Source organism: Saccharopolyspora spinosa NRRL 18395 (assembly GCF_000194155.1).
Classification (GTDB): domain Bacteria; phylum Actinomycetota; class Actinomycetes; order Mycobacteriales; family Pseudonocardiaceae; genus Saccharopolyspora; species Saccharopolyspora spinosa.
On record NZ_GL877883.1, the window covers coordinates 20,420 to 39,994 of the forward strand.

Annotated in this window: 29 protein-coding genes; 1 reads left to right on the top strand and 28 read right to left on the bottom strand. The window is 66.6% G+C overall.

What is annotated here, in order from left to right; all coding sequences use genetic code 11:
• Positions 1 to 111 precede the first annotated feature (111 nt).
• Positions 112 to 714: a class I SAM-dependent methyltransferase gene (locus SSPN_RS0138080; RefSeq protein WP_010315377.1), complete on the top strand. Its 603-nt coding sequence runs from the start codon at positions 112 to 114 to the stop codon at positions 712 to 714.
• Positions 715 to 781: 67 nt separating this feature from the next.
• On the opposite strand, the gene map is transcribed toward SSPN_RS0138080, so the two are convergent.
• From map to rpsL, 28 genes are all read right to left on the bottom strand, one after another.
• Positions 782 to 1,573, bottom strand: a complete 792-nt coding sequence (gene map / locus SSPN_RS0138085) for a type I methionyl aminopeptidase (RefSeq protein WP_029536135.1) — start codon at positions 1,571 to 1,573, stop codon at positions 782 to 784.
• A 70-nt stretch (positions 1,574 to 1,643) separates the two neighbouring features.
• Positions 1,644 to 2,198: an adenylate kinase gene (locus SSPN_RS0138090; RefSeq protein ID WP_029536136.1), complete on the bottom strand. Its 555-nt coding sequence runs from the start codon at positions 2,196 to 2,198 to the stop codon at positions 1,644 to 1,646.
• A gap of 178 nt (positions 2,199 to 2,376) precedes the next feature.
• Positions 2,377 to 3,690: a preprotein translocase subunit SecY gene (gene secY / locus SSPN_RS0138095; RefSeq protein ID WP_010315381.1), complete on the bottom strand. Its 1,314-nt coding sequence runs from the start codon at positions 3,688 to 3,690 to the stop codon at positions 2,377 to 2,379.
• A gap of 437 nt (positions 3,691 to 4,127) precedes the next feature.
• On the bottom strand, positions 4,128 to 4,577 hold the full coding sequence (rplO, locus tag SSPN_RS0138100) for a 50S ribosomal protein L15 (protein WP_010315384.1): 450 nt from the start codon (positions 4,575 to 4,577) through the stop codon (positions 4,128 to 4,130).
• A 1-nt stretch (position 4,578) separates the two neighbouring features.
• Positions 4,579 to 4,761: a 50S ribosomal protein L30 gene (gene rpmD / locus SSPN_RS0138105; protein WP_010315387.1), complete on the bottom strand. Its 183-nt coding sequence runs from the start codon at positions 4,759 to 4,761 to the stop codon at positions 4,579 to 4,581.
• Positions 4,762 to 4,766: 5 nt separating this feature from the next.
• Entirely contained in the window at positions 4,767 to 5,378 is a 612-nt protein-coding gene (gene rpsE / locus SSPN_RS0138110; RefSeq protein ID WP_010315389.1) for a 30S ribosomal protein S5, read from the bottom strand.
• A gap of 35 nt (positions 5,379 to 5,413) precedes the next feature.
• Complete coding sequence (gene rplR / locus SSPN_RS0138115) at positions 5,414 to 5,815, bottom strand: 50S ribosomal protein L18 (protein ID WP_044577133.1); 402 nt, start codon at positions 5,813 to 5,815, stop codon at positions 5,414 to 5,416.
• A gap of 2 nt (positions 5,816 to 5,817) precedes the next feature.
• Positions 5,818 to 6,357 (bottom strand): 50S ribosomal protein L6, encoded by a 540-nt coding sequence (gene rplF / locus SSPN_RS0138120; protein ID WP_010315394.1) that lies wholly within the window; start codon positions 6,355 to 6,357, stop codon positions 5,818 to 5,820.
• A 16-nt stretch (positions 6,358 to 6,373) separates the two neighbouring features.
• Positions 6,374 to 6,772, bottom strand: coding sequence for a 30S ribosomal protein S8 (gene rpsH, locus SSPN_RS0138125; protein ID WP_010315396.1), 399 nt, complete (start codon positions 6,770 to 6,772; stop codon positions 6,374 to 6,376).
• 232 nt (positions 6,773 to 7,004) lie between these two features.
• The gene (locus SSPN_RS0138130; RefSeq protein WP_010315398.1) at positions 7,005 to 7,190 is read right to left on the bottom strand and encodes a type Z 30S ribosomal protein S14; all 186 of its coding nucleotides are present in this window, start codon (positions 7,188 to 7,190) and stop codon (positions 7,005 to 7,007) included.
• A gap of 3 nt (positions 7,191 to 7,193) precedes the next feature.
• Positions 7,194 to 7,757 (bottom strand): 50S ribosomal protein L5, encoded by a 564-nt coding sequence (rplE, locus tag SSPN_RS0138135; protein ID WP_010315400.1) that lies wholly within the window; start codon positions 7,755 to 7,757, stop codon positions 7,194 to 7,196.
• 2 nt (positions 7,758 to 7,759) lie between these two features.
• Complete coding sequence (gene rplX / locus SSPN_RS0138140; RefSeq protein ID WP_010315402.1) at positions 7,760 to 8,074, bottom strand: 50S ribosomal protein L24; 315 nt, start codon at positions 8,072 to 8,074, stop codon at positions 7,760 to 7,762.
• Positions 8,075 to 8,150: 76 nt separating this feature from the next.
• Entirely contained in the window at positions 8,151 to 8,519 is a 369-nt protein-coding gene (gene rplN / locus SSPN_RS0138145; RefSeq protein WP_010315405.1) for a 50S ribosomal protein L14, read from the bottom strand.
• A 179-nt stretch (positions 8,520 to 8,698) separates the two neighbouring features.
• Entirely contained in the window at positions 8,699 to 8,974 is a 276-nt protein-coding gene (rpsQ, locus tag SSPN_RS0138150) for a 30S ribosomal protein S17 (RefSeq protein WP_029536137.1), read from the bottom strand.
• Complete coding sequence (gene rpmC / locus SSPN_RS0138155; protein WP_010315409.1) at positions 8,971 to 9,213, bottom strand: 50S ribosomal protein L29; 243 nt, start codon at positions 9,211 to 9,213, stop codon at positions 8,971 to 8,973. Before rpmC ends, rpsQ begins: the two co-directional genes overlap by 4 nt.
• Positions 9,213 to 9,632 (bottom strand): 50S ribosomal protein L16, encoded by a 420-nt coding sequence (gene rplP, locus SSPN_RS0138160; protein WP_010315411.1) that lies wholly within the window; start codon positions 9,630 to 9,632, stop codon positions 9,213 to 9,215. Before rplP ends, rpmC begins: the two co-directional genes overlap by 1 nt.
• A 3-nt stretch (positions 9,633 to 9,635) precedes the next feature.
• On the bottom strand, positions 9,636 to 10,484 hold the full coding sequence (gene rpsC / locus SSPN_RS0138165; protein ID WP_010315413.1) for a 30S ribosomal protein S3: 849 nt from the start codon (positions 10,482 to 10,484) through the stop codon (positions 9,636 to 9,638).
• The gene (gene rplV, locus SSPN_RS0138170; RefSeq protein WP_029536138.1) at positions 10,484 to 10,903 is read right to left on the bottom strand and encodes a 50S ribosomal protein L22; all 420 of its coding nucleotides are present in this window, start codon (positions 10,901 to 10,903) and stop codon (positions 10,484 to 10,486) included. The genes rpsC and rplV overlap by 1 nt, the downstream gene beginning before the upstream one ends.
• A 43-nt stretch (positions 10,904 to 10,946) precedes the next feature.
• Entirely contained in the window at positions 10,947 to 11,228 is a 282-nt protein-coding gene (rpsS, locus tag SSPN_RS0138175; protein ID WP_010315419.1) for a 30S ribosomal protein S19, read from the bottom strand.
• An 18-nt stretch (positions 11,229 to 11,246) separates the two neighbouring features.
• A complete protein-coding gene (rplB, locus tag SSPN_RS0138180) occupies positions 11,247 to 12,080 on the bottom strand; it encodes a 50S ribosomal protein L2 (RefSeq protein ID WP_010315421.1) in 834 nt (277 codons plus the stop codon).
• A gap of 32 nt (positions 12,081 to 12,112) precedes the next feature.
• Positions 12,113 to 12,412, bottom strand: a complete 300-nt coding sequence (rplW, locus tag SSPN_RS0138185; protein WP_010315423.1) for a 50S ribosomal protein L23 — start codon at positions 12,410 to 12,412, stop codon at positions 12,113 to 12,115.
• Complete coding sequence (rplD, locus tag SSPN_RS0138190) at positions 12,409 to 13,092, bottom strand: 50S ribosomal protein L4 (protein ID WP_010315424.1); 684 nt, start codon at positions 13,090 to 13,092, stop codon at positions 12,409 to 12,411. The genes rplW and rplD overlap by 4 nt, the downstream gene beginning before the upstream one ends.
• Positions 13,092 to 13,742 carry a 50S ribosomal protein L3 gene (gene rplC / locus SSPN_RS0138195; RefSeq protein WP_010315426.1) on the bottom strand — a complete coding sequence of 217 codons (651 nt, stop codon included), beginning with the start codon at positions 13,740 to 13,742 and terminating at the stop codon, positions 13,092 to 13,094. Before rplC ends, rplD begins: the two co-directional genes overlap by 1 nt.
• 35 nt (positions 13,743 to 13,777) lie before the next feature.
• Positions 13,778 to 14,083 (bottom strand): 30S ribosomal protein S10, encoded by a 306-nt coding sequence (gene rpsJ / locus SSPN_RS0138200; protein WP_009948626.1) that lies wholly within the window; start codon positions 14,081 to 14,083, stop codon positions 13,778 to 13,780.
• A gap of 592 nt (positions 14,084 to 14,675) precedes the next feature.
• A complete protein-coding gene (gene tuf / locus SSPN_RS0138205) occupies positions 14,676 to 15,869 on the bottom strand; it encodes an elongation factor Tu (protein ID WP_010315430.1) in 1,194 nt (397 codons plus the stop codon).
• A gap of 220 nt (positions 15,870 to 16,089) precedes the next feature.
• Positions 16,090 to 18,192 (bottom strand): elongation factor G, encoded by a 2,103-nt coding sequence (fusA, locus tag SSPN_RS0138210; RefSeq protein WP_010315432.1) that lies wholly within the window; start codon positions 18,190 to 18,192, stop codon positions 16,090 to 16,092.
• A 77-nt stretch (positions 18,193 to 18,269) separates the two neighbouring features.
• Positions 18,270 to 18,740, bottom strand: coding sequence for a 30S ribosomal protein S7 (rpsG, locus tag SSPN_RS0138215; RefSeq protein WP_010315434.1), 471 nt, complete (start codon positions 18,738 to 18,740; stop codon positions 18,270 to 18,272).
• Positions 18,740 to 19,114, bottom strand: coding sequence for a 30S ribosomal protein S12 (rpsL, locus tag SSPN_RS0138220; RefSeq protein ID WP_009948619.1), 375 nt, complete (start codon positions 19,112 to 19,114; stop codon positions 18,740 to 18,742). The genes rpsG and rpsL overlap by 1 nt, the downstream gene beginning before the upstream one ends.
• Positions 19,115 to 19,575 lie beyond the last annotated feature (461 nt).

Consider the following 19,575-nt stretch of genomic DNA (forward strand, 5'->3'; position numbering starts at 1 on the left):
CAAACTCGTGAAAACACATCGCCACGTGCTGCGACCTGCACAGATCCGCTGCACGCTGCGATGGAAGCACCAGCTACCGTCGCCGCGTTCGCCGATTTGGCAGGAGTGGCCGTGAGCAAGCGAAAGAAGCTGCGCGAGTACTGGACGTTCCTCAACCGCGCGGCCCGCCGACCGTCGAGGGTGGGTGCCGTGCTGCCGACCTCCCAGCACGTCGCGGCCGCGGTGGCCACCGTGGTGCCCAGCTACGGCTCCCCGACCGTGCTGGAGCTCGGCCCGGGTACCGGCGCGCTCAGCCGCCCCATCCAGCGTCGGCTGTCCGAGGGCGCGCGGCACCTGGCCGTGGAGATCGATCAGGAGATGGTGCGCTACCTGCGCAGCACCAAGCCCTGGCTGGAAGTCATCGAGGGCGACGCCACCCACCTGCGCAAGCTGCTGGACGACGCCGGGGTCGACCAGGTCGACGCGGTGATCAGCAGCATCCCGTGGACCCTGCTGCCGCCGGACAAGCAGCGGGAGCTGCTCCTGCAGGCTGCCTCGGTGATGGCGCCGAACGGGGTGTTCACCACGGTCACGTACCTGACCACGCTTTGGCGTCCGCCCACCCGCCAGTTCGTCGAGGCGCTGCACGACACCTTCGAGGAGGTGCTCCCACGGACCGCGATCTGGCGCAACGTCCCCCCGGCCCGCATCTACGCCTGCCGCCGCCCCAAGTGACGCCACCCGGCGCAATTTCCATTGAAATCAGACCTTCGATTTCCATCGGAATTGCATCGGGGACTGGTCAGTCCTCGGCGGCGGTGAGGACCCAGGGGCCGTCTTCGGTGATCGCGACCGTGTGCTCCCAGTGCGCGGCGCGGGAGCCGTCCTCCGTCACCACGGTCCAGGCGTCGTCGAGCTCCTCGGTCTCCGCCGAACCGAGCGTCAGCATCGGCTCCACCGCGATTGCCATGCCGACCCGCAGCCGGGGGCCCTTCCCCGGCTTGCCGAGGTTCGGCAGGAACGGCTCCATGTGCATCTGGGTGCCGATGCCGTGACCGCCGTACTCCGCGATGATCCCGTACTCCGCGCCATCGGCCTGCGCCGCCGAGCGCGCCGCGGTCTCCACCGCGTGCGAGATGTCGGTCAGCCGGTTCCCGGCCCGGACCTGCTCGATGCCCGCCCACATGCTGGCCTCGGTCGCCGCCGACAGGGCGCGGTCCTTCGCGCTCACCTCGCCGATCGCCAACGTCACGGCGGAGTCGCCGTGCCAGCCCTCCAGGATCGCACCGCAGTCCACCGACAGCAGGTCACCTTCGGCTAGGACCTCGGTGCGGGACGGGATCCCGTGCACCACCTTCTCGTTCAACGAAGCGCAGATCGACGCCGGGAAACCGTGGTAGCCCTTGAAGGAAGGCACCGCGCCGGCGTCCCGGATCACCTGCTCCGCGACCGCGTCCAGCTCACCGGTGCTCGCCCCCGGCTTCGCATGCTCGGTCACCGCCGCCAGCGCGCGGGCCACGACCAGACCGGCGGCGCGCATCGCCTCGATCTCGCCCCGCGACTTGAGCTCGATGCCCTTCCCCCGACGCAACAAGGCACTCACCTTCAGGATTCTTTCTCGGACTGCGTTCCCCGCCGGTCACCGCTACGACCGGCCGACCGGTTCACGCGCGGTTGCGCAGCGCTTCCAGCGCGCGGGCGGTGATCTCCTCGATCGAGCCAACGGCGTCGATCTTGATGATCCGGTCCCGGTAGTACTCCAGCAGCGGCTCAGTCTCCGACCTGTACACCGCCAGTCGGCGGCGAATGACGTCCTCGGTGTCGTCCGAGCGACCACGGGCCAGCATCCGCTTGACCAGCTCTTCCTCCGGCACGTCGAACTGCAGCACCGCAGTCAGCTCCGCGTCGTGCTCGCTCAGCATCTCGCGCAACACCTCGGCCTGCGCCGTGTTGCGGGGGTAGCCGTCCAGCAGGAAGCCCTTGGCGGCGTCCTCGTCGGAGAGGCGGTCGCGCACCATCTCATTGGTGACCTCGTCGGGGACCAGCTCGCCGGCGTCCATGTAGCTCTTGGCCTTCTGGCCGAGCGGGGTGGAGTTGCCGATGTTCGCGCGGAACAGATCACCCGTGGAGATGTGCGGGACGTCCAACTGCTCGCTGAGCACGGCCGCCTGGGTGCCCTTGCCCGCACCGGGCGGGCCGACGAGAACCAATCGCACCAAGGGTCTGCCTCCGAATCAATCTGATCGCGCGCCAACTGCTGACGAGCTGCACGGGCGCCCTACCTGCATCCGGGCAGCCACGCTCCAACCCTACGCATGGGCCATGCTCACCAGGCCAGCCCACCCGCAACGGCGGTCCCCGGGCGTGCGCCACCGCACGACGCCCGGACCGTCCAGCTTACCGGAGGAAACCCTCGTACCTGCGTTGCGTGAGTTGGCTCTCGATTTGCTTCACGGTGTCCAGGCCGACGTTGACCATGATCAGCACCGCGGTGCCGCCGAACGGGAAGTTCTGGTTCTGGCCCTGACCGCCGGTGATGCCGAGGAAGAAGTTCGGCAGGATCGCGATGATGCCCAGGTACAACGAGCCGGGCAGGGTGATCCGGGAGAGCACGAAGCTCAGGTACTCCGCGGTCGGCCGACCGGGCCGGATGCCCGGGATGAACCCGCCGAACTTCTTCATGTCGTCGGCGCGCTCTTCCGGGTTGAACGTGATCGACACGTAGAAGTACGCGAAGAAGATGATCAACGACATGTACAGCAGGATGTGCACCCAGCTGGACGGCGACACGATGTAGGTCTGGATGAACCGCGCCCACCAGGTGTCCTGGTTGCCGGCCAGCTGGCCGAGCAGCTGCGGCAGGTACAGCAATGAGGAGCCGAAGATGACCGGGATGACGCCCGCCTGGTTCACCTTCAGCGGCAGGTAGGTGGAGGTCCCGCCGTACATCCGGCGGCCGATCATGCGCTTGGCGTACTGCACCGGGATCCGGCGCTGCGCCTGCTCGATGAAGACCACCGTCGCGATGATCACGACAGCGAAGGCGCACACCACGGTGAACACCAGCCCGCCGTGCGAGGTGAGGATCGCGCCGCCCTCGGCCGGGATCCGCGAGGCGATCGAGACGAAGATCAGCAGCGACATGCCGTTACCGATGCCGCGCTCGGTGATCAGCTCGCCCATCCACATCAGCACCGCGGCACCGGCGGTCATCACGACAACGATGGTGATCAGGTTCAGCACCGAGTCGTCCGGGATGACCGACACCGAGCAGCCCTGGAAGAGCTGGCCGCGGACCGCGAGCGCCACGATGCCGGTGCCCTGCAGGATCGCCAGCGCGATGGTCAGGTACCGGGTGTACTGGATCAGCTTCGCCTGGCCGGACTGGCCTTCTTTCTTCAGCTGCTCGAAGCGCGGGATGACCACCTGCAGCAGCTGGATGATGATACTCGCGGTGATGTAGGGCATGATGCCCAGCGACAACACCGACAGCTGCAGCAGCGCACCGCCGCTGAAGAGGTTGAGCAGCGAGTACACGCTCTGCGAACCGCTGCCCTGGATCTGCGCGATGCACTTCTGGATGTTCGGGTACGACACCCCAGGAGAGGGGATCGTGGCGCCGAGCCGGTAGAGCACGACCATGCCCAGGGTGAACAGGATCTTGCGGCGCAGGTCCGGCGTCGCCAGAGCCGAGCGGAAGGCGCCGAGCACGCGAACCTCCTGTACGCGAGCCGGTCGGAACCGGCCGGGAAAGATGCGGCAATTTCCGCAGCACCCGTTCATTACGGCACTGCCGGGGCGACTCTAGCAGGCCCGAACGAAGCCACGGACGGCGACCGAAGCCGCACAGCCGAACACAGCGGCCATCATCGGCGAACAAGATTTTTCAAAGGTCCCCCGAAAAACGTGAACACCGAAATACTTCCGCCCCCAGGGTGAACGAAACAGATTGTCCCCCAAGGCAATTCGATCACGGGGCCGACCGGGAACCACCAATTCCCGAGTACACCGAAACGATGGGGTTGCGGGTGGACGGCGTCTTAGACCGACTGCACCGGCCGAAGACGCCCTCCAGTCTTCACCTGATCGGGAAAAGGCCGAGGGCCGGGCGACTTCCCGTCGCCCGGCCCTCGGTTGGAAAACCGTTGTCAGCGGTCCAGTTTGGTGACCGAACCACCCGCAGCGGTGATCTTCTCCTGGGCGCTGCCGGTGAACGCGTGCGCGGTCACCTCCAGCTTGATGCCCTCCAGATCCCCGTCGCCGAGGATCTTGACCAGCTCTTTCTTCTTGACCAGGCCCTTGGCGACCAACTCGTCGATGCCGACGGTGCCACCCTCCGGGAACGCCAGGGCCAGCCGACCGATGTTCACACCCTGGTACTCGGTGCGGAAGCGGTTCTTGAAGCCCTTCAGCTTCGGGAGCCGCATGTGGATCGGCATCTGCCCACCCTCGAAGCGGGGGGAGACGTTCTTGCGGGCCTTGGTGCCCTTGGTACCGCGACCAGCGGTCTTGCCCTTGGAGCCCTCACCGCGGCCGACGCGGACCTTGTCACGCTTGGCACCAGGGGCCGGACGCAGGTCGTGCAGTTTGATGACCATGTCAGTCGACCTCCTCGACCGTCACCAGGTGACGGACGGCGTTGATCATGCCGCGCACGTTGGAGTCGTCCGGACGCACCACGGACTGACGGATCTTGCGCAGCCCGAGGGAACGCATGGTGTCGCGCTGGTTCTGCTTGGTGCCGACCAGCCCGCGCACCTGGGTGATCTTCAGCTGTGCCATGTCGATCAGGCCCCCTGCTGCGCCGCACGGGCACGCAGGATGAACGCCGGGGCGACGTCCTCCAGGGGCAGGCCGCGACGAGCCGCGACCTCCTCCGGACGCTGCAGCTGCTTCAGCGCGGCGACCGTGGCGTGCACGATGTTGATCGGGTTGTCGCTGCCCAGCGACTTGCTCAGCACGTCGTGGACACCGGCGCACTCCAGCACCGCGCGAACCGGGCCACCGGCGATGACACCGGTACCGGCGCTGGCCGGACGCAGCAGCACGACGCCCGCGGCGTCCTCGCCCTGCACCGGGTGGGTGATGGTGCCGCCCAGGCGCGGGACGCGGAAGAAGTTCTTCTTCGCCTCCTCGACGCCCTTGGCGATCGCCGCCGGAACTTCCTTGGCCTTGCCGTAACCGACACCGACCATGCCGTCCCCGTCGCCGACGACGACCAGCGCGGTGAAGCTGAACCGCCGGCCACCCTTGACGACCTTCGCGACGCGGTTGATGGTCACGACGCGTTCGAACTGCGGGGTCTTCTCTTGGGCCGCCCCGCCACGGCCGCCGTCGCGGCGGTCCCGGCGGTCCTTGCCGCCGGACTCCCCGCCCTCACGCCGAGTGCGTCCAGGCATCAGGCGTCCCTTCCGTTCTCGTTCTTACCCACTTGTCAGAACTCCAGTCCACCGTCACGGGCGGCGTCGGCCAGCGCAGCCACCCGACCGTGGTAGGCGTTACCGCCGCGGTCGAACACGACCTTGTCGATGCCGGCGTCCTTGGCACGGGCCGCAACGAGCTCGCCGACCTTGCTGGCCTTGGCCTTCTTGTCGCCCTCGACGGTCCGGACATCGGTTTCCAGGCTGGTAGCCGAGACCAGGGTGTGGCCCTTGGTGTCGTCGATGACCTGCGCGACGATGTTGCGCAGCGACCGGGTCACGACAAGGCGCGGGCGCTCGGCGGTGCCGACGATCTTCTTGCGGATGCGCGTGTGCCGCTTGGCACGGGCAAGCCGACGCTTGGTCGAGATGTCCTTGCCCACCGGCTTGCGCTTGGTAGCTGTCGTCTCGCTCATGGTCACTTACCCGTCTTCCCGACCTTGCGGCGGATGATCTCACCTGCGTAGCGGACACCCTTGCCCTTGTACGGGTCGGGCTTGCGCAGCTTGCGAATCCTGGCCGCGATCTCGCCGACCAACTGCTTGTCGATGCCCTTGACCGACAGCTTGGTCGGACCGTCGACGGCGAACTGGATGCCTTCCGGCGGCTCGATCACGATGGGGTGGCTGTAGCCGAGGGCGAACTCCAGGTTCGACCCCTTCTGCAGCACGCGGTAACCGACGCCGTGGATCTCCAGGTCCTTCTGGTAGCCCTGGCTGACCCCGATCACCATGTTGTTGACCAGCGTCCGGGTGAGCCCGTGCAGCGAACGGCTTTCCCGCTCGTCGTTGGGGCGCTTCACCAGGATCGAACCGTCCTCGTCCCGCTCGACGACGATCGGCTCGGCGACCTGGTGCTGCAGGCTGCCCTTGGGGCCCTTCACGTTCACCGCCGGGCCGTCGATGGTCACCTCGACGCCGGAGGGGACGGTGATCGGCAGCTTTCCGATGCGCGACATTGCCGCTCCTCCTCCCTTACCAGACGTAGGCGAGGACTTCCCCGCCCACGCCCTTCTTCATGGCCTGCCGGTCGGTCAGCAGACCGCCGGAGGTCGAGATGATCGCGACGCCCAGGCCACCCAGCACCTTGGGAAGGTTGGTGGACTTGGCGTAGACCCGCAGGCCGGGCTTCGAGACCCGGCGCAGGCCCGCGATGCTCCGCTCGCGGTTCGGGCCGTACTTGAGCTCGACGACGAGCTGCTTGCAGTTCTCGCCCTCTTCGACGCGGGAGCCGGACACGTAGCCCTCCCGCTTGAGGATCTCGGCGATGTTCGCCTTCAGCTTGGAGTGCGGCATCACGACCTCGTCGTGGTATGCCGAGTTTCCGTTGCGCAGACGCGTCAGCATGTCTGCGATCGGATCGGTCATCGTCATGACCTGCTCAACCTTTCTCGTCTGGTTCCGATGGGCCCCGACCGCGCACCACCCGGGATACGGGTGGCCGTCTGGGCCCTGGCCTGGACGAAGTTCGGGGTTTCCCGGCCGAGCAGCCGGGTCCCTTGTCATTTCGCGTGCAAGCACGGCGTTCGCCGCGGAGCGTGGGCATCAGCCCTGGTAGCGCCTGCTGAGGGTACCGGGAGCCGGCATTACCCCAGCAGGCGGGCAGTCACCAGGAGGACTTGCTCACGCCGGGCAGCTCGCCCGCGTGCGCCATCTCGCGGAAGCACACCCGGCACAGCCCGAACTTGCGGAACACCGCACGCGGCCGACCGCAGCGCTGGCAGCGGGTGTAGCCGCGGACGTTGAACTTCGGCTTGCGCGCCGCCTTGATAACCAGCGCCTTCTTGGCCATCGCTCAGTTCTCCTTGAACGGGAAGCCCAGGTGCTTCAGCAGCGCCCGGCCCTCCTCATTGTTGGTGGCCGTGGTAACGACGGTGATGTCCATGCCACGCGGGCGGTCGATGTTGTCCGGGTTGATCTCGTGGAACATCGACTGCTCGTTGAGGCCGAACGTGTAGTTGCCCTTGCCGTCGAACTGCTTCGGCGACAACCCGCGGAAGTCGCGGATTCGCGGCAGCGCGATGGTGACCAGGCGGTCCAGGAACTCCCACATCCGGTCGCCGCGCAGGGTGACCCGCGCGCCGATCGGCATGCCTTCGCGGAGCTTGAACTGCGCGATGGACTTGCGGGCCTTGCGGATCTCCGGCTTCTGACCGGTGATGATCGACAGGTCGCGGACCGCGCCCTCGATCAGCTTGCTGTCCCGAGCGGCGTCGCCAACACCCATGTTGACCACGACCTTGACCACGCCGGGCGTCTGCATCACGTTGGAGTAGTTGAACTCCTCGTTGAGCGCCTGGCGGATCTCCTCGCGGTAACGGGTCTTCAGCCGCGGGACGATCTTCTCAGCGGTAGTCATGATCAGATGTCCTTACCGTTACGACGAGAGATGCGAACCTTCTTGCCGTCCTCACCGATGCGGTAGCCGACCCGGGTGGGCTTGCCATCGGAGTCCACGACCATCACGTTGCTCACGTGGATCGACGCTTCCTGGGTGACGATGCCGCCGGACTGCGCGCCACGCTCGGTCCTGGAGACCTTGGTGTGCTTCTTGATCCGGTTGACACCCTCTACCAGCACGCGCTGCTCCTGCGGCATGGCCTTGATGACCTTGCCCTTGGCGCCCTTGTCCTTGCCGGAGATGACGACGACCGTGTCGCCCTTCTTGATCTTCATCAGATCGACACCTCCGGGGACAATGCTGTGGTCAAGTTGGCAAACCCCGTGTCGCGCCGTGTTCCATGCATCTTCATCACAAAACCTCCGGCGCGAGCGAGATGATCTTCATGAACTTCTTGTCGCGCAGCTCGCGGGCGACCGGCCCGAAGATACGGGTGCCCCGCGGCTCACCACCGGGCTTGACCAGCACCGCGGCGTTCTCGTCGAACCGGATGTAGGAACCATCCGCCCGACGCTTTTCCTTCTTCTGGCGGACGATGACGGCCTTGACCACATCGCCCTTCTTGACTCCGGCACCGGGGATGGCTTCCTTGACGGTCGCCACGATGATGTCCCCGAGGCCCGCGTACCGCCGACCCGACCCACCGAGGACACGGATCGTAAGGATCTCCTTGGCCCCGGTGTTGTCGGCGACACGCAGTCGCGACTCCTGCTGGATCACGTCTTGACTCCTGACCCTAAGTACTCGGACCTGGCCCGAGCACACTCTGGCGCGCCAAATTTCCGACCTGACGCGCGCGGTCAACTTCCGGCACGCGAACCGGCCGACCGCTGGGAGGATTCCCGGCGTTGCTCGGGTGTGGGTGCCCCACAGCGGTCAGCCGGCCGCAACCGTTTGTTTTACTTGGCCTTCTCGACGACCTCGACGAGCCGCCAGCGCTTGGTGGCCGACAGCGGCCGGGTCTCCATCAGCAACACGCGGTCACCGATCCCGGCCGCGTTGGCCTCGTCGTGCGCCTTGACCTTGCTGGTCTGCCGCATGACCTTGCCGTAGAGGGCGTGCTTCTTACGGTCTTCGAGGGCGACCACGATCGTCTTGTCCATCTTGTCCGAGACGACGTAGCCCTCGCGCACCTTGCGACGGTTGCGCTCCACGCCCTGTCCTTTCTCACTCATGCCGCGCCCTCCTCAGCGCCTTCGGGGGAAACCGTCAGGCCCAATTCGCGCTCGCGCATGATGGTGTAGATCCGGGCGATGTCCTGGCGGACGACGCGCAGCCGCCGGTTGTTCTGCAGCTGACCCGTGGCCATCTGGAAGCGAAGGTTGAACAGCTCCTCCTTCGCCTCCTTCAGCCGCTGGACGAGCTCCTCCTCGTTGAGTTCGCGGAGCTCGGATGCGGTGACACCCGCTGCCATCAGAAGTCACCACCCTCGCGGGACACGATCTTGCACTTCATCGGGAGCTTGTGCGCCGCACGGGTCAGCGCCTCAATCGCCGTCTTCTCGTTCGGGAAGGTCAGCTCGAACATGATGCGTCCGGGCTTGACGTTGGCGACCCAGGACTCCGGCGAGCCCTTACCGGAACCCTGACGGGTTTCCGCCGGCTTCTTGGTCAGCGGACGGTCCGGGAAGATGTTGATCCACACCTTGCCGCCACGCTTGACGTGCCGGGTGATCGCGATACGGGCCGACTCGATCTGCCGGTTGGTCACGTAGCCGTGCTCGATCGCCTGAATGCCGTACTCGCCGAAGTTGATCCGGGTGCCACCCTTGGCGAAGCCCGTACGCTTCGGCGCGTGGCTCTTGCGCCACTTCACCCTGCGTGGGACGAGCACGTCTCAGCCCTCCGTCTTCTCTTCAGCCGCAGCAGCCTGCGGCTGCTCGCCCTCCGCGGCCTTCTCGGCCTTGGCGGACTTGTCAGCTGCAGCGCGGTCTGCGCCACCGGCACCCCGGCGACGACCACCGCGGTCGGAACGGCCACCGCGCTCGCCGCGCTCGCCGCGGTCGCCACCGCCGCGCGGCGGACGGACCTCGGACTGCTCTTGCTTCTGCTTCAGGCCACCGACCAGCTCGCCCTTGTAGATCCACACCTTGACGCCGATGCGGCCGAAGGTGGTGCGGGCCTCGAAGAAGCCGTAGTCGATGTCCGCGCGCAGCGTGTGCAGCGGAACCCGACCCTCGCGGTAGAACTCCGAGCGGGACATCTCCGCGCCGCCCAGGCGACCCGAGCACTGCACCCGGATGCCCTTGACCTGCGGCGAGCGCATGGCCGACTGGATGGCCTTGCGCATCGCGCGCCGGAAGGACACGCGGTTGGACAGCTGCTCGGCCACGCCCTGCGCGACCAGCTGGGCGTCCGCCTCGGGGTTCTTGACCTCGAGGATGTTGAGCTGGACCTGCTTGCCGGTCAGCTTCTCCAGCGAACCGCGGATGCGGTCCGCCTCGGCACCGCGACGGCCGATGACGATGCCCGGCCGGGCGGTGTGAATGTCCACCCGCACGCGCTCGCGGGTGCGCTCGATCTCAACCTTCGAGATCCCAGCGCGCTCCATACCGCGAGACAGCTGCCGGCGGATCTTGACGTCCTCCGCGACGTACTCCGAGTACTGCTTGTCGGCGTACCAGCGAGACTTCCAGTCCGTGGTGATGCCGAGTCGGAAGCCGTGCGGGTTGATCTTCTGACCCACTACCGGGCACTCCCCTTCTGGCTCTTTCGGGACTTGGTCGCCGCCTTCGGCCGGGACTCGACCTCGACCGTGATGTGGCTGGTGCGCTTACGGATCCGGTACGCACGGCCCTGCGCGCGCGGCCGGAACCGCTTCAACGTCGGCCCCTCGTCCACGTACGCGTGGCGCACGACCAGCGTCTCGGGGTCGAGGGAGAGGTTGTTCTCAGCGTTGGCGATCGCGCTGGCGAGCACCTTCGACACCGGACCGCTGGCGGTCTGCGGCGCGAACTGGAGCACGGCCAGGGCATCGGCGGCACTCCGGCCCTTGATGAGCTCGACCACGCGGCGCGCCTTCATCGGCGACACGCGGACGAACCGGGCCCGCGCCACTGCGTGCGGGAATTCCTCCGCAGCAGTGGAGTCGGTACGGGCTGTCATCCTGCTACCCCTTGCTCTTACTCGTTCGTGTCACAGCCCCGCCTCAGCGGCGGCGCGACTTCCGGTCTTCCTTGACGTGGCCCTTGAAGGTGCGGGTCGGGGCGAATTCGCCCAGCTTGTGCCCGACCATCGACTCGGTGACGAACACCGGGACGTGCTTGCGACCGTCGTGCACCGCGAAGGTGTGGCCCAGCATGTCCGGGATGATCGTCGACCGGCGGGACCAGGTCTTGATCACGGTCTTCTTGCCCGACTCGTTAAGCACGTCCACCTTCTTGAGCAGGTGGTCGTCCACGAACGGGCCCTTCTTCAGGCTGCGTGGCATGTTTGCTTACCTCCCTGCTCAGCGCTTCTTGCCAGTACGGCGACGGCGGACGATGAGCTTGTCACTGGGCTTGCGGCGGCGGGTGCGACCCTCCGGCTTGCCCTTCGGGTTGACCGGGTGACGACCACCGGAGGTCTTGCCCTCACCACCACCGTGCGGGTGGTCCACCGGGTTCATCACGACACCGCGGACGGTCGGGCGCTTGCCCTTCCACCGCATGCGGCCCGCCTTGCCCCAGTTGATGTTGGCGTGCTCGGAGTTGCCGACCTCGCCGACGGTGGCCCGGCACCGCGCGTCCACGTTGCGGATTTCGCCCGAGGGCATCCGCAGCTGGGCGTACGGGCCGTCCTTGGCCACCAGCTGCACCCGGGCACCGGCAGACCGCGCGATCTTGGCGCCGCCACCGGGGCGGAGCTCGATCGCGTGGATCACGGTGCCGGTCGGGATGTTGCGCAGCGGCAGGTTGTTACCCGGCTTGATGTCCGCACGCGCACCGCTCTCGATGGCGTCGCCCTGCTTGATGTTGTTCGGCGCGATGATGTAGCGCTTCTCGCCATCGGCGTAGTGCAGGAGCGCGATCCGAGCACTGCGGTTCGGGTCGTACTCGATGTGCGCGACCTTGGCCGGCACACCGTCCTTGTCGTTGCGGCGGAAGTCGATCACGCGGTAAGCCCGCTTGTGACCGCCACCCTTGTGCCGCGTGGTGATCTTGCCCTGAGCGTTGCGGCCCGCCTTCTTGTTCAGCGGACGCACCAACGACTTCTCCGGCTCCGACCGGGTGATCTCGGCGAAGTCGGACACGCTCGCGCCACGACGGCCCGGCGTCGTCGGCTTGTACTTGCGAATGCCCATTGTTAACGCAACCTCGTCCTAATCAGCACCGGTCAGGCGGCCGGTCCGCCGAAGATCTCGATCGGCTTGCTCTCCGGCGACAGGGTGACGATCGCCCGCTTGGTGTCCTTGCGCTTGCCGAACCCGGTCCGGGAACGCTTGCGCTTGCCATTGCGGTTGATCGTGTTGACGCTGGTCACCTTGACGTCGAAGATCTTCTCGACCGCGATCTTGATCTCGGTCTTGTTCGAGCGCGGGTCCACCAGGAAGGTGTACTGCCCCTGTTCGAGCAGTCCGTAGCTCTTCTCGGAGATCACCGGCGCAAGGATGATGTCTCGCGGGTCGGCGCTCACTGCTGTGCCTCCTCTGCGGAAGACGCGGCGGCCTTGACCGACCGGCCCTTGACGGGGCCCGCGACGAAACGCTCGAGCGCGGCCTTGGTGAACACCACGTCATCGCTGTTGAGGACGTCGTAGGTGTTCAGCTGGCCCGGGTCGATCAGGTGCACGTTCTGCAGGTTCCGCAGGCTCAGCCACGAGTTCTCCTCGTCGTGGCGGTTGAGCACGACCAGAACCTTCTTGGCCTCGGTCCAGTTGCGCAGCGCGGTCTTCGCCGACTTGGTGGACGGCGTCTCGCCGCCGACCACGCCGGTGACCACGTGCAGCTGGCCGGCGCGAACCCGGTCGGAGAGGGCACCGCGCAGGGCGGCGACCTTCATCTTCTTCGGGGTCCGCTGGGAGTAGTCCCGCGGCTGCGGCCCGTGGACGACGCCACCGCCGGTGAACTGCGGGGCCCGGATGGAGCCTTGCCGGGCGTTGCCGGTGCCCTTCTGGCGGTACGGCTTCTTGCCACCGCCGGACACCATGCCGCGAGTCTTGGTGGCGTGGGTGCCCTGGCGCGCGGCGGCCAGCTGGGCCACCACGACCTGGTGCATCAGCGCCACGTTCGCCTGCACGTCGAAAATCTCGGCGGGCAGGTCGACGGTGCCGTCGGTCTTACCGTCCGGGGTACGGACGTCGAGCGTCAGGCTCATCACGCACCACCCTTCGCAGGACTCTTAACCAGGACCAGGCCGCCCTTGGGACCGGGGACGGCGCCCTTGATCAGCAGCAGGCCGGTCTCCGACTCCACCTTGTGAACCTTCAGGTTCTGGGTGGTGACGCGGTCCGAGCCCATCCGCCCGGCCATCCGCATGCCCTTGAACACGCGGCCCGGGGTGGCGCAGCCACCGATGGAGCCCGGCTTGCGGTGGACCGCCTGGGTACCGTGGCTGGCACCCTGGCTGCGGAAACCGTGCCGCTTGATGGTGCCCGCGAAGCCCTTGCCCTTGCTGGTGCCGACCACGTCGACCACCGCGCCCGCCTCGAAGACGTCCGCGCCGATCTCCTGGCCCAGCTCGTACTCACCGGCGTCCGCGGTGCGCAGCTCGACGACGTGGCGACGCGGGGTGACGCCGGCCTTGGTGAAGTGGCCGCTCCGCGGCTTGTTCACCTTGCGCGGGTCGATGGCGCCGAACGCCAGCTGCACGGCCGAGTAGCCGTCTTTCTCGGGGGTCCGAATCTGGGTGACCACGTTCGGCCCGGCCTGCACGACCGTCACCGGGACAATCCGGTTCTGGTCGTCGAAGACCTGGGTCATGCCGAGCTTGGTGCCCAGAATCCCCTTGATCTGCCTGTCAGACATAGGTCTCGTTCTCTCCAGCTACCTCGTCGCCGCGCTTACTGGATGTTCACGTCGACGCTGGCCGGCAGGTCGATGCGCATCAGCGCGTCAACCGTCTTCGGCGTCGGTTCGAGGATGTCGATGAGCCGCTTGTGCGTTCGCATCTCGAAGTGCTCCCGCGAGTCCTTGTACTTGTGCGGGGAGCGGATGACGCAGTAGACGTTCTTCTCCGTGGGCAGCGGCACCGGCCCAACGACCCGAGCGCCGGTGCGCGTCACGGTCTCGACGATCTTGCGTGCGGACGCGTCGATCGCCTCGTGGTCGTAGGCCTTGAGCCGGATGCGGATCTTCTGTCCCGCCATAGTGGCTTGCCGTTCCTCTAGTCTCGTGCCGCGGTTTCGTCTTGGGTGCGGGTGCACCGCACCCTCGTGGGCGGTGGTGCCCCACGCGGCCTCAGCCTTGTGTCGTCCCGATGCCGGGAGGCGCCACAGCTCTCAGTCCGCCCCTGTTCAGGTATCTGGTGCCCGGTACCCGCGGTCGGGCGTGTCGCCCAGCTACCGCATACCGGTCCCCGCGAACGTCGCCGACGGGGTGAGCCTTGCGGCCCGTACACCTTCTTGTGCCCTGTTCGGCCCGCCACCGGGAATCCGGCGGCATCAGCACCGTCTGAGAACAGCCCTGAACCGGAACAAGGGCGCGAGGCCCTCGCAGCAAGGCGGCCGGAGCTTCGAACCTTCTCGAATTCGGTCAGTTCAAAACCCGGCCGCCCTGAACGAGCAACCCATACAGCATGACATACCCGTTTATCCAGCCCAAACCGGGGTGGGGTTACGGGGAGAATTGTCGCCGGGCGCACATCGCTGAGTCGGTACCGGCGGACGAAACCCTCGGCAGGTTGTCATTGAAAAGCAAGAGGGCCCGCCCCCGAAGGTTCGGGGGCGGGCCCTCGCCACGTCACTTGACGATCTTGGTGACGCGACCGGCGCCGACGGTGCGGCCACCCTCGCGGATCGCGAAGCGCAGACCTTCGTCCATCGCGATCGGCTGGATCAGGGCGACCGTCATCTCGGTGTTGTCGCCCGGCATGACCATCTCGGTGCCCTCGGGGAGGGTCACCACACCGGTCACGTCGGTGGTGCGGAAGTAGAACTGCGGCCGGTAGTTGTTGAAGAACGGCGTGTGCCGGCCACCCTCGTCCTTGGACAGGATGTACACCTGAGCCTCGAAGTCGGTGTGCGGGGTGGTGGTGCCGGGCTTCACGACGACCATGCCGCGCTCGACCTCTTCGCGCTTGACACCGCGAATCAGCAGACCGACGTTGTCACCCGCCTGGCCCTCGTCGAGCAGCTTGCGGAACATCTCGACACCGGTGACGGTGGTCTTGATCGGCTTCTCCTTGATGCCGACCATCTCCACCTCCTCGTTCACCTTGACGACACCGCGCTCGATGCGGCCGGTGACCACGGTGCCGCGGCCGGTGATGGAGAAGACGTCCTCGATCGGCATCAGGAACGGCTTCTCGATCTCGCGGACCGGGTCCGGGACGTTCTCGTCCACCGCGTCCATCAGCTCGACGATCTTGGCGCCCCACTCGGCGTCGCCCTCCAGCGCCTTCAGCGCGGAAACGCGGACCACCGGCACGTCGTCACCCGGGAACTCCTGGGCCGACAGCAGCTCGCGGACCTCCATCTCGACGAGCTCGAGGATTTCCTCGTCGTCGACCATGTCGGCCTTGTTCAGCGCGACCAGGATGTAGGGCACACCGACCTGGCGGGCCAGCAGTACGTGCTCGCGGGTCTGCGGCATCGGGCCGTCGGTCGCCGCGACCACCAGGATCGCGCCGTCCATCTGCGCGGCACCGGTGATCATGTTCTTCACGTAGTCGGCGTGACCGGGGGCGTCCACGTGGGCGTAGTGGCGCTTCTCGGTCTGGTACTCGACGTGCGCGATCTGGATCGTGATGCCGCGCTCACGCTCCTCCGGCGCCTTGTCGATCTCGTCGAACGGCGTGAAGGGGTTCAGCGACGGGTACTTGTCGTGCAGAACCTTGGTGATGGCCGCGGTGAGCGTGGTCTTGCCGTGGTCAACGTGACCGATGGTCCCGATGTTGACGTGCGGCTTGTCCCTCTCGAACTTCGCCTTAGCCACTGGATTGTCCTCCTGGACTTGTTAACTTTCCGCCGTACGACTTGTTGTGCCAGGCGGAGTCCTGTCGGGTAGGTGACGAGCGGGCCGCCGATCCCGGAAGAACACTGTCCTTGCGGGGTGGCGGCCCGTCCGCCGCCGAACTGGAGGGGATTGCTCCCCGGTCGCCTTCGCGAGGCGTTGCCTCCCGCTCGGTCCCGGCTGGCCGGGACCGAGCAGCGGGTCACTCGCCCGTTGCCTTGGCGATGATCTCCTTAGCCACGTTCGCCGGAACCTCGGCGTAGGAGTCGAACACCATCGAGTAGTTGGCACGACCCTGGGTCTTGGACCGCAGGTCGCCGACATACCCGAACATCTCCGACAGCGGCACGAGAGCCTTGACGACGCGGGTACCGCTGCGCTCCTCCATAGCCTGGATCTGGCCACGGCGGGAGTTCAGGTCGCCGATGACATCGCCCATGTAGTCCTCGGGCGTGGTCACCTCGACCGCCATCATCGGTTCGAGCAGCGCCGGGGAGGCCTTCGCAGCGGCTTCCTTCAGCGCCATCGAACCCGCGACCTTGAACGCCATTTCCGACGAGTCGACCTCGTGGTACTGGCCGTCGAGCAAGGTCACCTTCACGCCGACCAGCGGGTAGCCGGCCAGCACGCCGTACTGCATCGCGTCCTGCGCGCCCTGGTCCACCGACGGGATGTACTCCCGCGGGATGCGCCCACCGGTGACCTTGTTCGCGAACTCGTAGGTCGCGCTCTCGGACGTCTGCTCGATCGGCGACAGGCCGATGATCACGCGCGCGAACTGACCGGAACCACCGGTCTGCTTCTTGTGCGTGTACTCGTACTTGTCGATCGACTTGCGGATCGTCTCGCGGTAGGCCACCTGCGGCTTGCCGATGTTGGCCTCGACCTTGAAGTCGGTCCTCATCCGGTTGACGAGCACCTCGAGGTGCAGCTCGCCCATGCCCTTGATGATGGTCTGACCGGTTTCATCGTCCAGCTTGACCTGGAACGTGGGGTCTTCCTCGGCGAGCTTCTGGATCGCCGTGGACAGCTTCTCCTGGTCGGCCTTCGTCTTGGGCTCGATGGCCACCTCGATGACCGGCGCCGGGAAGGTCATCGACTCCAGCACGATCGGGTTCGCCGGGTCGCAGAGGGTGTCACCGGTGGTGGTGTCCTTCAGGCCGATCACCGCGTAGATGTGACCCGCCTGGATCTCGTCGACCGGGTTCTCCTTGTTGGAGTGCATCTGGAACATCTTCCCGATGCGCTCCTTGCGCTCCTTGGTCGAGTTGATGACCTGGGTGCCCGCGGAGACCTTGCCCGAGTAGACCCGGACGTAGGTGAGCTTGCCGAAGAACGGGTGCACGGCGATCTTGGACACCAGCGCGGCGAACGGCTCGTCGATGCTGGGCTTACGCTCGGCCGGGGTCACACCGTCGGGCAGCAGGCCCTGCACCGGCGGGACGTCCAGCGGCGCGGGCAGGTAGTCCACCACCGCGTCCAGCATCGGCTGGACACCCTTGTTCTTGAACGCGGTACCGCAGAGCACCGGGAACGCCTCGCGGCTGTTGGTCAGATTGCGGATGCCGCTCTTGATCTGCTCTTCGGTCAGCTCCTCGCCACCGAAGTAGGCCTCCATCAGAGCCTCGTCGGACTCCGCGACGGCCTCGATCAGCTTCTCGCGGTATTCCGCAGCCTTCTCGGCGAGGTTGGCCGGGATGTCCTCGACCTCGTAGTCCTCACCCTTCTTGACCTCGCCGCGCCAGGTCAGAGCCTTCATCCGGACCAGGTCGACGACGCCCTGGAAGTCGGACTCGGCACCGATCGGCAGCTGCAGCACCAGCGGCCGGGCGTGGAGGCGTTCCTCGATCGTCCGAACCGTGAAGTAGAAGTCCGCGCCCAGCTTGTCCATCTTGTTGACGAAGCAGATGCGCGGGACGTCGTACTTGTCCGCCTGACGCCAGACCTGCTCGGACTGCGGTTCGACACCTTCCTTACCGTCGAACACCGCGACCGCGCCGTCCAGGACGCGCAGCGACCGCTCCACCTCGACCGTGAAGTCGACGTGGCCCGGGGTGTCGATGATGTTGATCTGGGTGTCGCCCCAGAAGGTCGTGGTAGCAGCCGAGGTAATGGTGATACCCCGCTTCTGCTCCTCTTCCATCCAGTCCATCGTCGCGGCGCCGTCGTGCACCTCGCCGATCTTGTACGTGATCCCCGTGTAGTAGAGGATCCGCTCGGTCGTGGTGGTCTTGCCCGCGTCGATGTGGGCCATGATGCCGATGTTGCGGACCTTGGTCAGGTCTGTCAGCACGTCGCGTGCCACGAGTTTCTTCCCCGTTCCCTACAGCAGGTGCAAGCTGTCGAATCGGTGCGCCGAGGCGGGCAAGAGCCGACCCGACGTCACCAGCGGTAGTGCGCGAAGGCCTTGTTGGACTCCGCCATCTTGTGCGTGTCTTCACGCTTCTTGACGCTCGCGCCGAGACCGTTGCTCGCGTCCAGCAGCTCGTTCATCAGGCGCTCGACCATCGTCTTCTCGCGGCGCTGCCGGGAGTAACCGACGAGCCAGCGCAGCGCGAGGGTCGTGGAGCGGCCGGCGCGCACCTCGATCGGGACCTGGTAGGTCGCGCCACCAACGCGGCGGCTGCGGACCTCCAGGGTCGGCTTCACGTTGTCGAGGGCACGCTTGAGCGTGACGACCGGGTCGGTGCCGGTCTTCTCCCGGCAGCCTTCCAGCGCCGCGTAAACGATCCGCTCGGCCAGCGAGCGCTTGCCGTCCACGAGGACCTTGTTCACCAGCTGCGTGACCAGCGGCGCACCGTACACGGGATCGGCGTGCAGCGGCCGCTTCGGGGCCGGACCCTTGCGGGGCATCAGCTCTTCTCCTTCTTCGCGCCGTACCGGCTGCGAGCCTGCTTGCGGTTCTTCACACCCTGGGTGTCAGCGGAACCGCGGATGATCTTGTAGCGCACGCCGGGGAGGTCCTTCACACGGCCGCCACGAACGAGCACGATCGAGTGCTCCTGCAGGTTGTGGCCCTCGCCCGGGATGTAGGCCGTGACCTCGATGCCGCTGGTCAGCTTGACACGAGCGACCTTGCGCAGTGCCGAGTTGGGCTTCTTCGGGGTGGTCGTGTACACGCGGGTGCACACGCCACGCCGCTGCGGGCTCCCCTTGAGCGCCGCGGTCTTGGTCTTCGCGACCTTGTCCTGGCGGCCCTTACGGACCAGCTGCTGGATGGTGGGCATGGACCGGCTTTCTGTCAGCGTTCGCGTCTTCTGGTACTCGACCAAGCGGCCGCTCGTTCGAGCTTCGGCGTGCCCTGGCGTCGAGCACCTGTCAGGCACTGTGTTTCCGGACTCCTCCCGCACCACGAGGTCGGGCGTGTCGCCCACTCCTCGGCCTTTCGGCGCCGATGCGCCCCAATGGGAACGACCCCAGAGGGTTGTTGAGAGGAGTTCCACACGTCCTCAGCGCTGGCGCGGTCTCAACCAGCGGCTGGCGACCACGTCATGCACGGGCATGCGGATCGACCCGATGGGTGTCGGGTCCGATAAACAAAGATACCTGCCCCGTTCTCAGAGGGTCAAAACGGGGTCCCCTTGACCTGCTCGATCACCCGGCGCTGCGGTGGCGCCCATCTCCTGGGTGCGAGCTCACGTCTTCCTCGTCCAGACACTCTACCCACGGCGACAAGACCTTCCCGCCC

What these genes read in the sequence shown, in the direction of transcription:
- rpmD (WP_010315387.1), bottom strand. Translation starts at nt 4,761, where the DNA reads ATGGCACAGCTGAAGATCACCCAGGTGCGCGGGCTGGTCGGCACCAAG.
- rplD (WP_010315424.1), bottom strand. Translation starts at nt 13,092, where the DNA reads ATGAGCCTGACGCTCGACGTCCGTACCCCGGACGGTAAGACCGACGGC.
- rpsS (WP_010315419.1), bottom strand. Translation starts at nt 11,228, where the DNA reads ATGCCACGCAGCCTGAAGAAGGGCCCGTTCGTGGACGACCACCTGCTC.
- rplX (WP_010315402.1), bottom strand. Translation starts at nt 8,074, where the DNA reads ATGAAGATCAAGAAGGGCGACACGGTCGTCGTCATCTCCGGCAAGGAC.
- rpsQ (WP_029536137.1), bottom strand. Translation starts at nt 8,974, where the DNA reads ATGAGTGAGAAAGGACAGGGCGTGGAGCGCAACCGTCGCAAGGTGCGC.
- rpsE (WP_010315389.1), bottom strand. Translation starts at nt 5,378, where the DNA reads ATGCCTGGACGCACTCGGCGTGAGGGCGGGGAGTCCGGCGGCAAGGAC.
- rplE (WP_010315400.1), bottom strand. Translation starts at nt 7,757, where the DNA reads ATGACTACCGCTGAGAAGATCGTCCCGCGGCTGAAGACCCGTTACCGC.
- rpsL (WP_009948619.1), bottom strand. Translation starts at nt 19,114, where the DNA reads ATGCCCACCATCCAGCAGCTGGTCCGTAAGGGCCGCCAGGACAAGGTC.
- rplR (WP_044577133.1), bottom strand. Translation starts at nt 5,815, where the DNA reads ATGAGCGAGACGACAGCTACCAAGCGCAAGCCGGTGGGCAAGGACATC.
- SSPN_RS0138130 (WP_010315398.1), bottom strand. Translation starts at nt 7,190, where the DNA reads ATGGCCAAGAAGGCGCTGGTTATCAAGGCGGCGCGCAAGCCGAAGTTC.
- rplB (WP_010315421.1), bottom strand. Translation starts at nt 12,080, where the DNA reads ATGGGCATTCGCAAGTACAAGCCGACGACGCCGGGCCGTCGTGGCGCG.
- rplC (WP_010315426.1), bottom strand. Translation starts at nt 13,742, where the DNA reads ATGTCTGACAGGCAGATCAAGGGGATTCTGGGCACCAAGCTCGGCATG.
- rpmC (WP_010315409.1), bottom strand. Translation starts at nt 9,213, where the DNA reads ATGGCAGCGGGTGTCACCGCATCCGAGCTCCGCGAACTCAACGAGGAG.
- rpsH (WP_010315396.1), bottom strand. Translation starts at nt 6,772, where the DNA reads ATGACGATGACCGATCCGATCGCAGACATGCTGACGCGTCTGCGCAAC.
- rplF (WP_010315394.1), bottom strand. Translation starts at nt 6,357, where the DNA reads ATGTCGCGCATCGGAAAGCTGCCGATCACCGTCCCCTCCGGCGTCGAG.
- rpsJ (WP_009948626.1), bottom strand. Translation starts at nt 14,083, where the DNA reads ATGGCGGGACAGAAGATCCGCATCCGGCTCAAGGCCTACGACCACGAG.
- rplO (WP_010315384.1), bottom strand. Translation starts at nt 4,577, where the DNA reads ATGGTCATCAAACTGCACGACCTGCGTCCGGCCCCTGGTGCCAAGCGT.
- rplV (WP_029536138.1), bottom strand. Translation starts at nt 10,903, where the DNA reads ATGACAGCCCGTACCGACTCCACTGCTGCGGAGGAATTCCCGCACGCA.
- rpsG (WP_010315434.1), bottom strand. Translation starts at nt 18,740, where the DNA reads ATGCCCCGCAAGGGTCCGGCCCCGAAGCGGCCGCTGCACGCCGATCCC.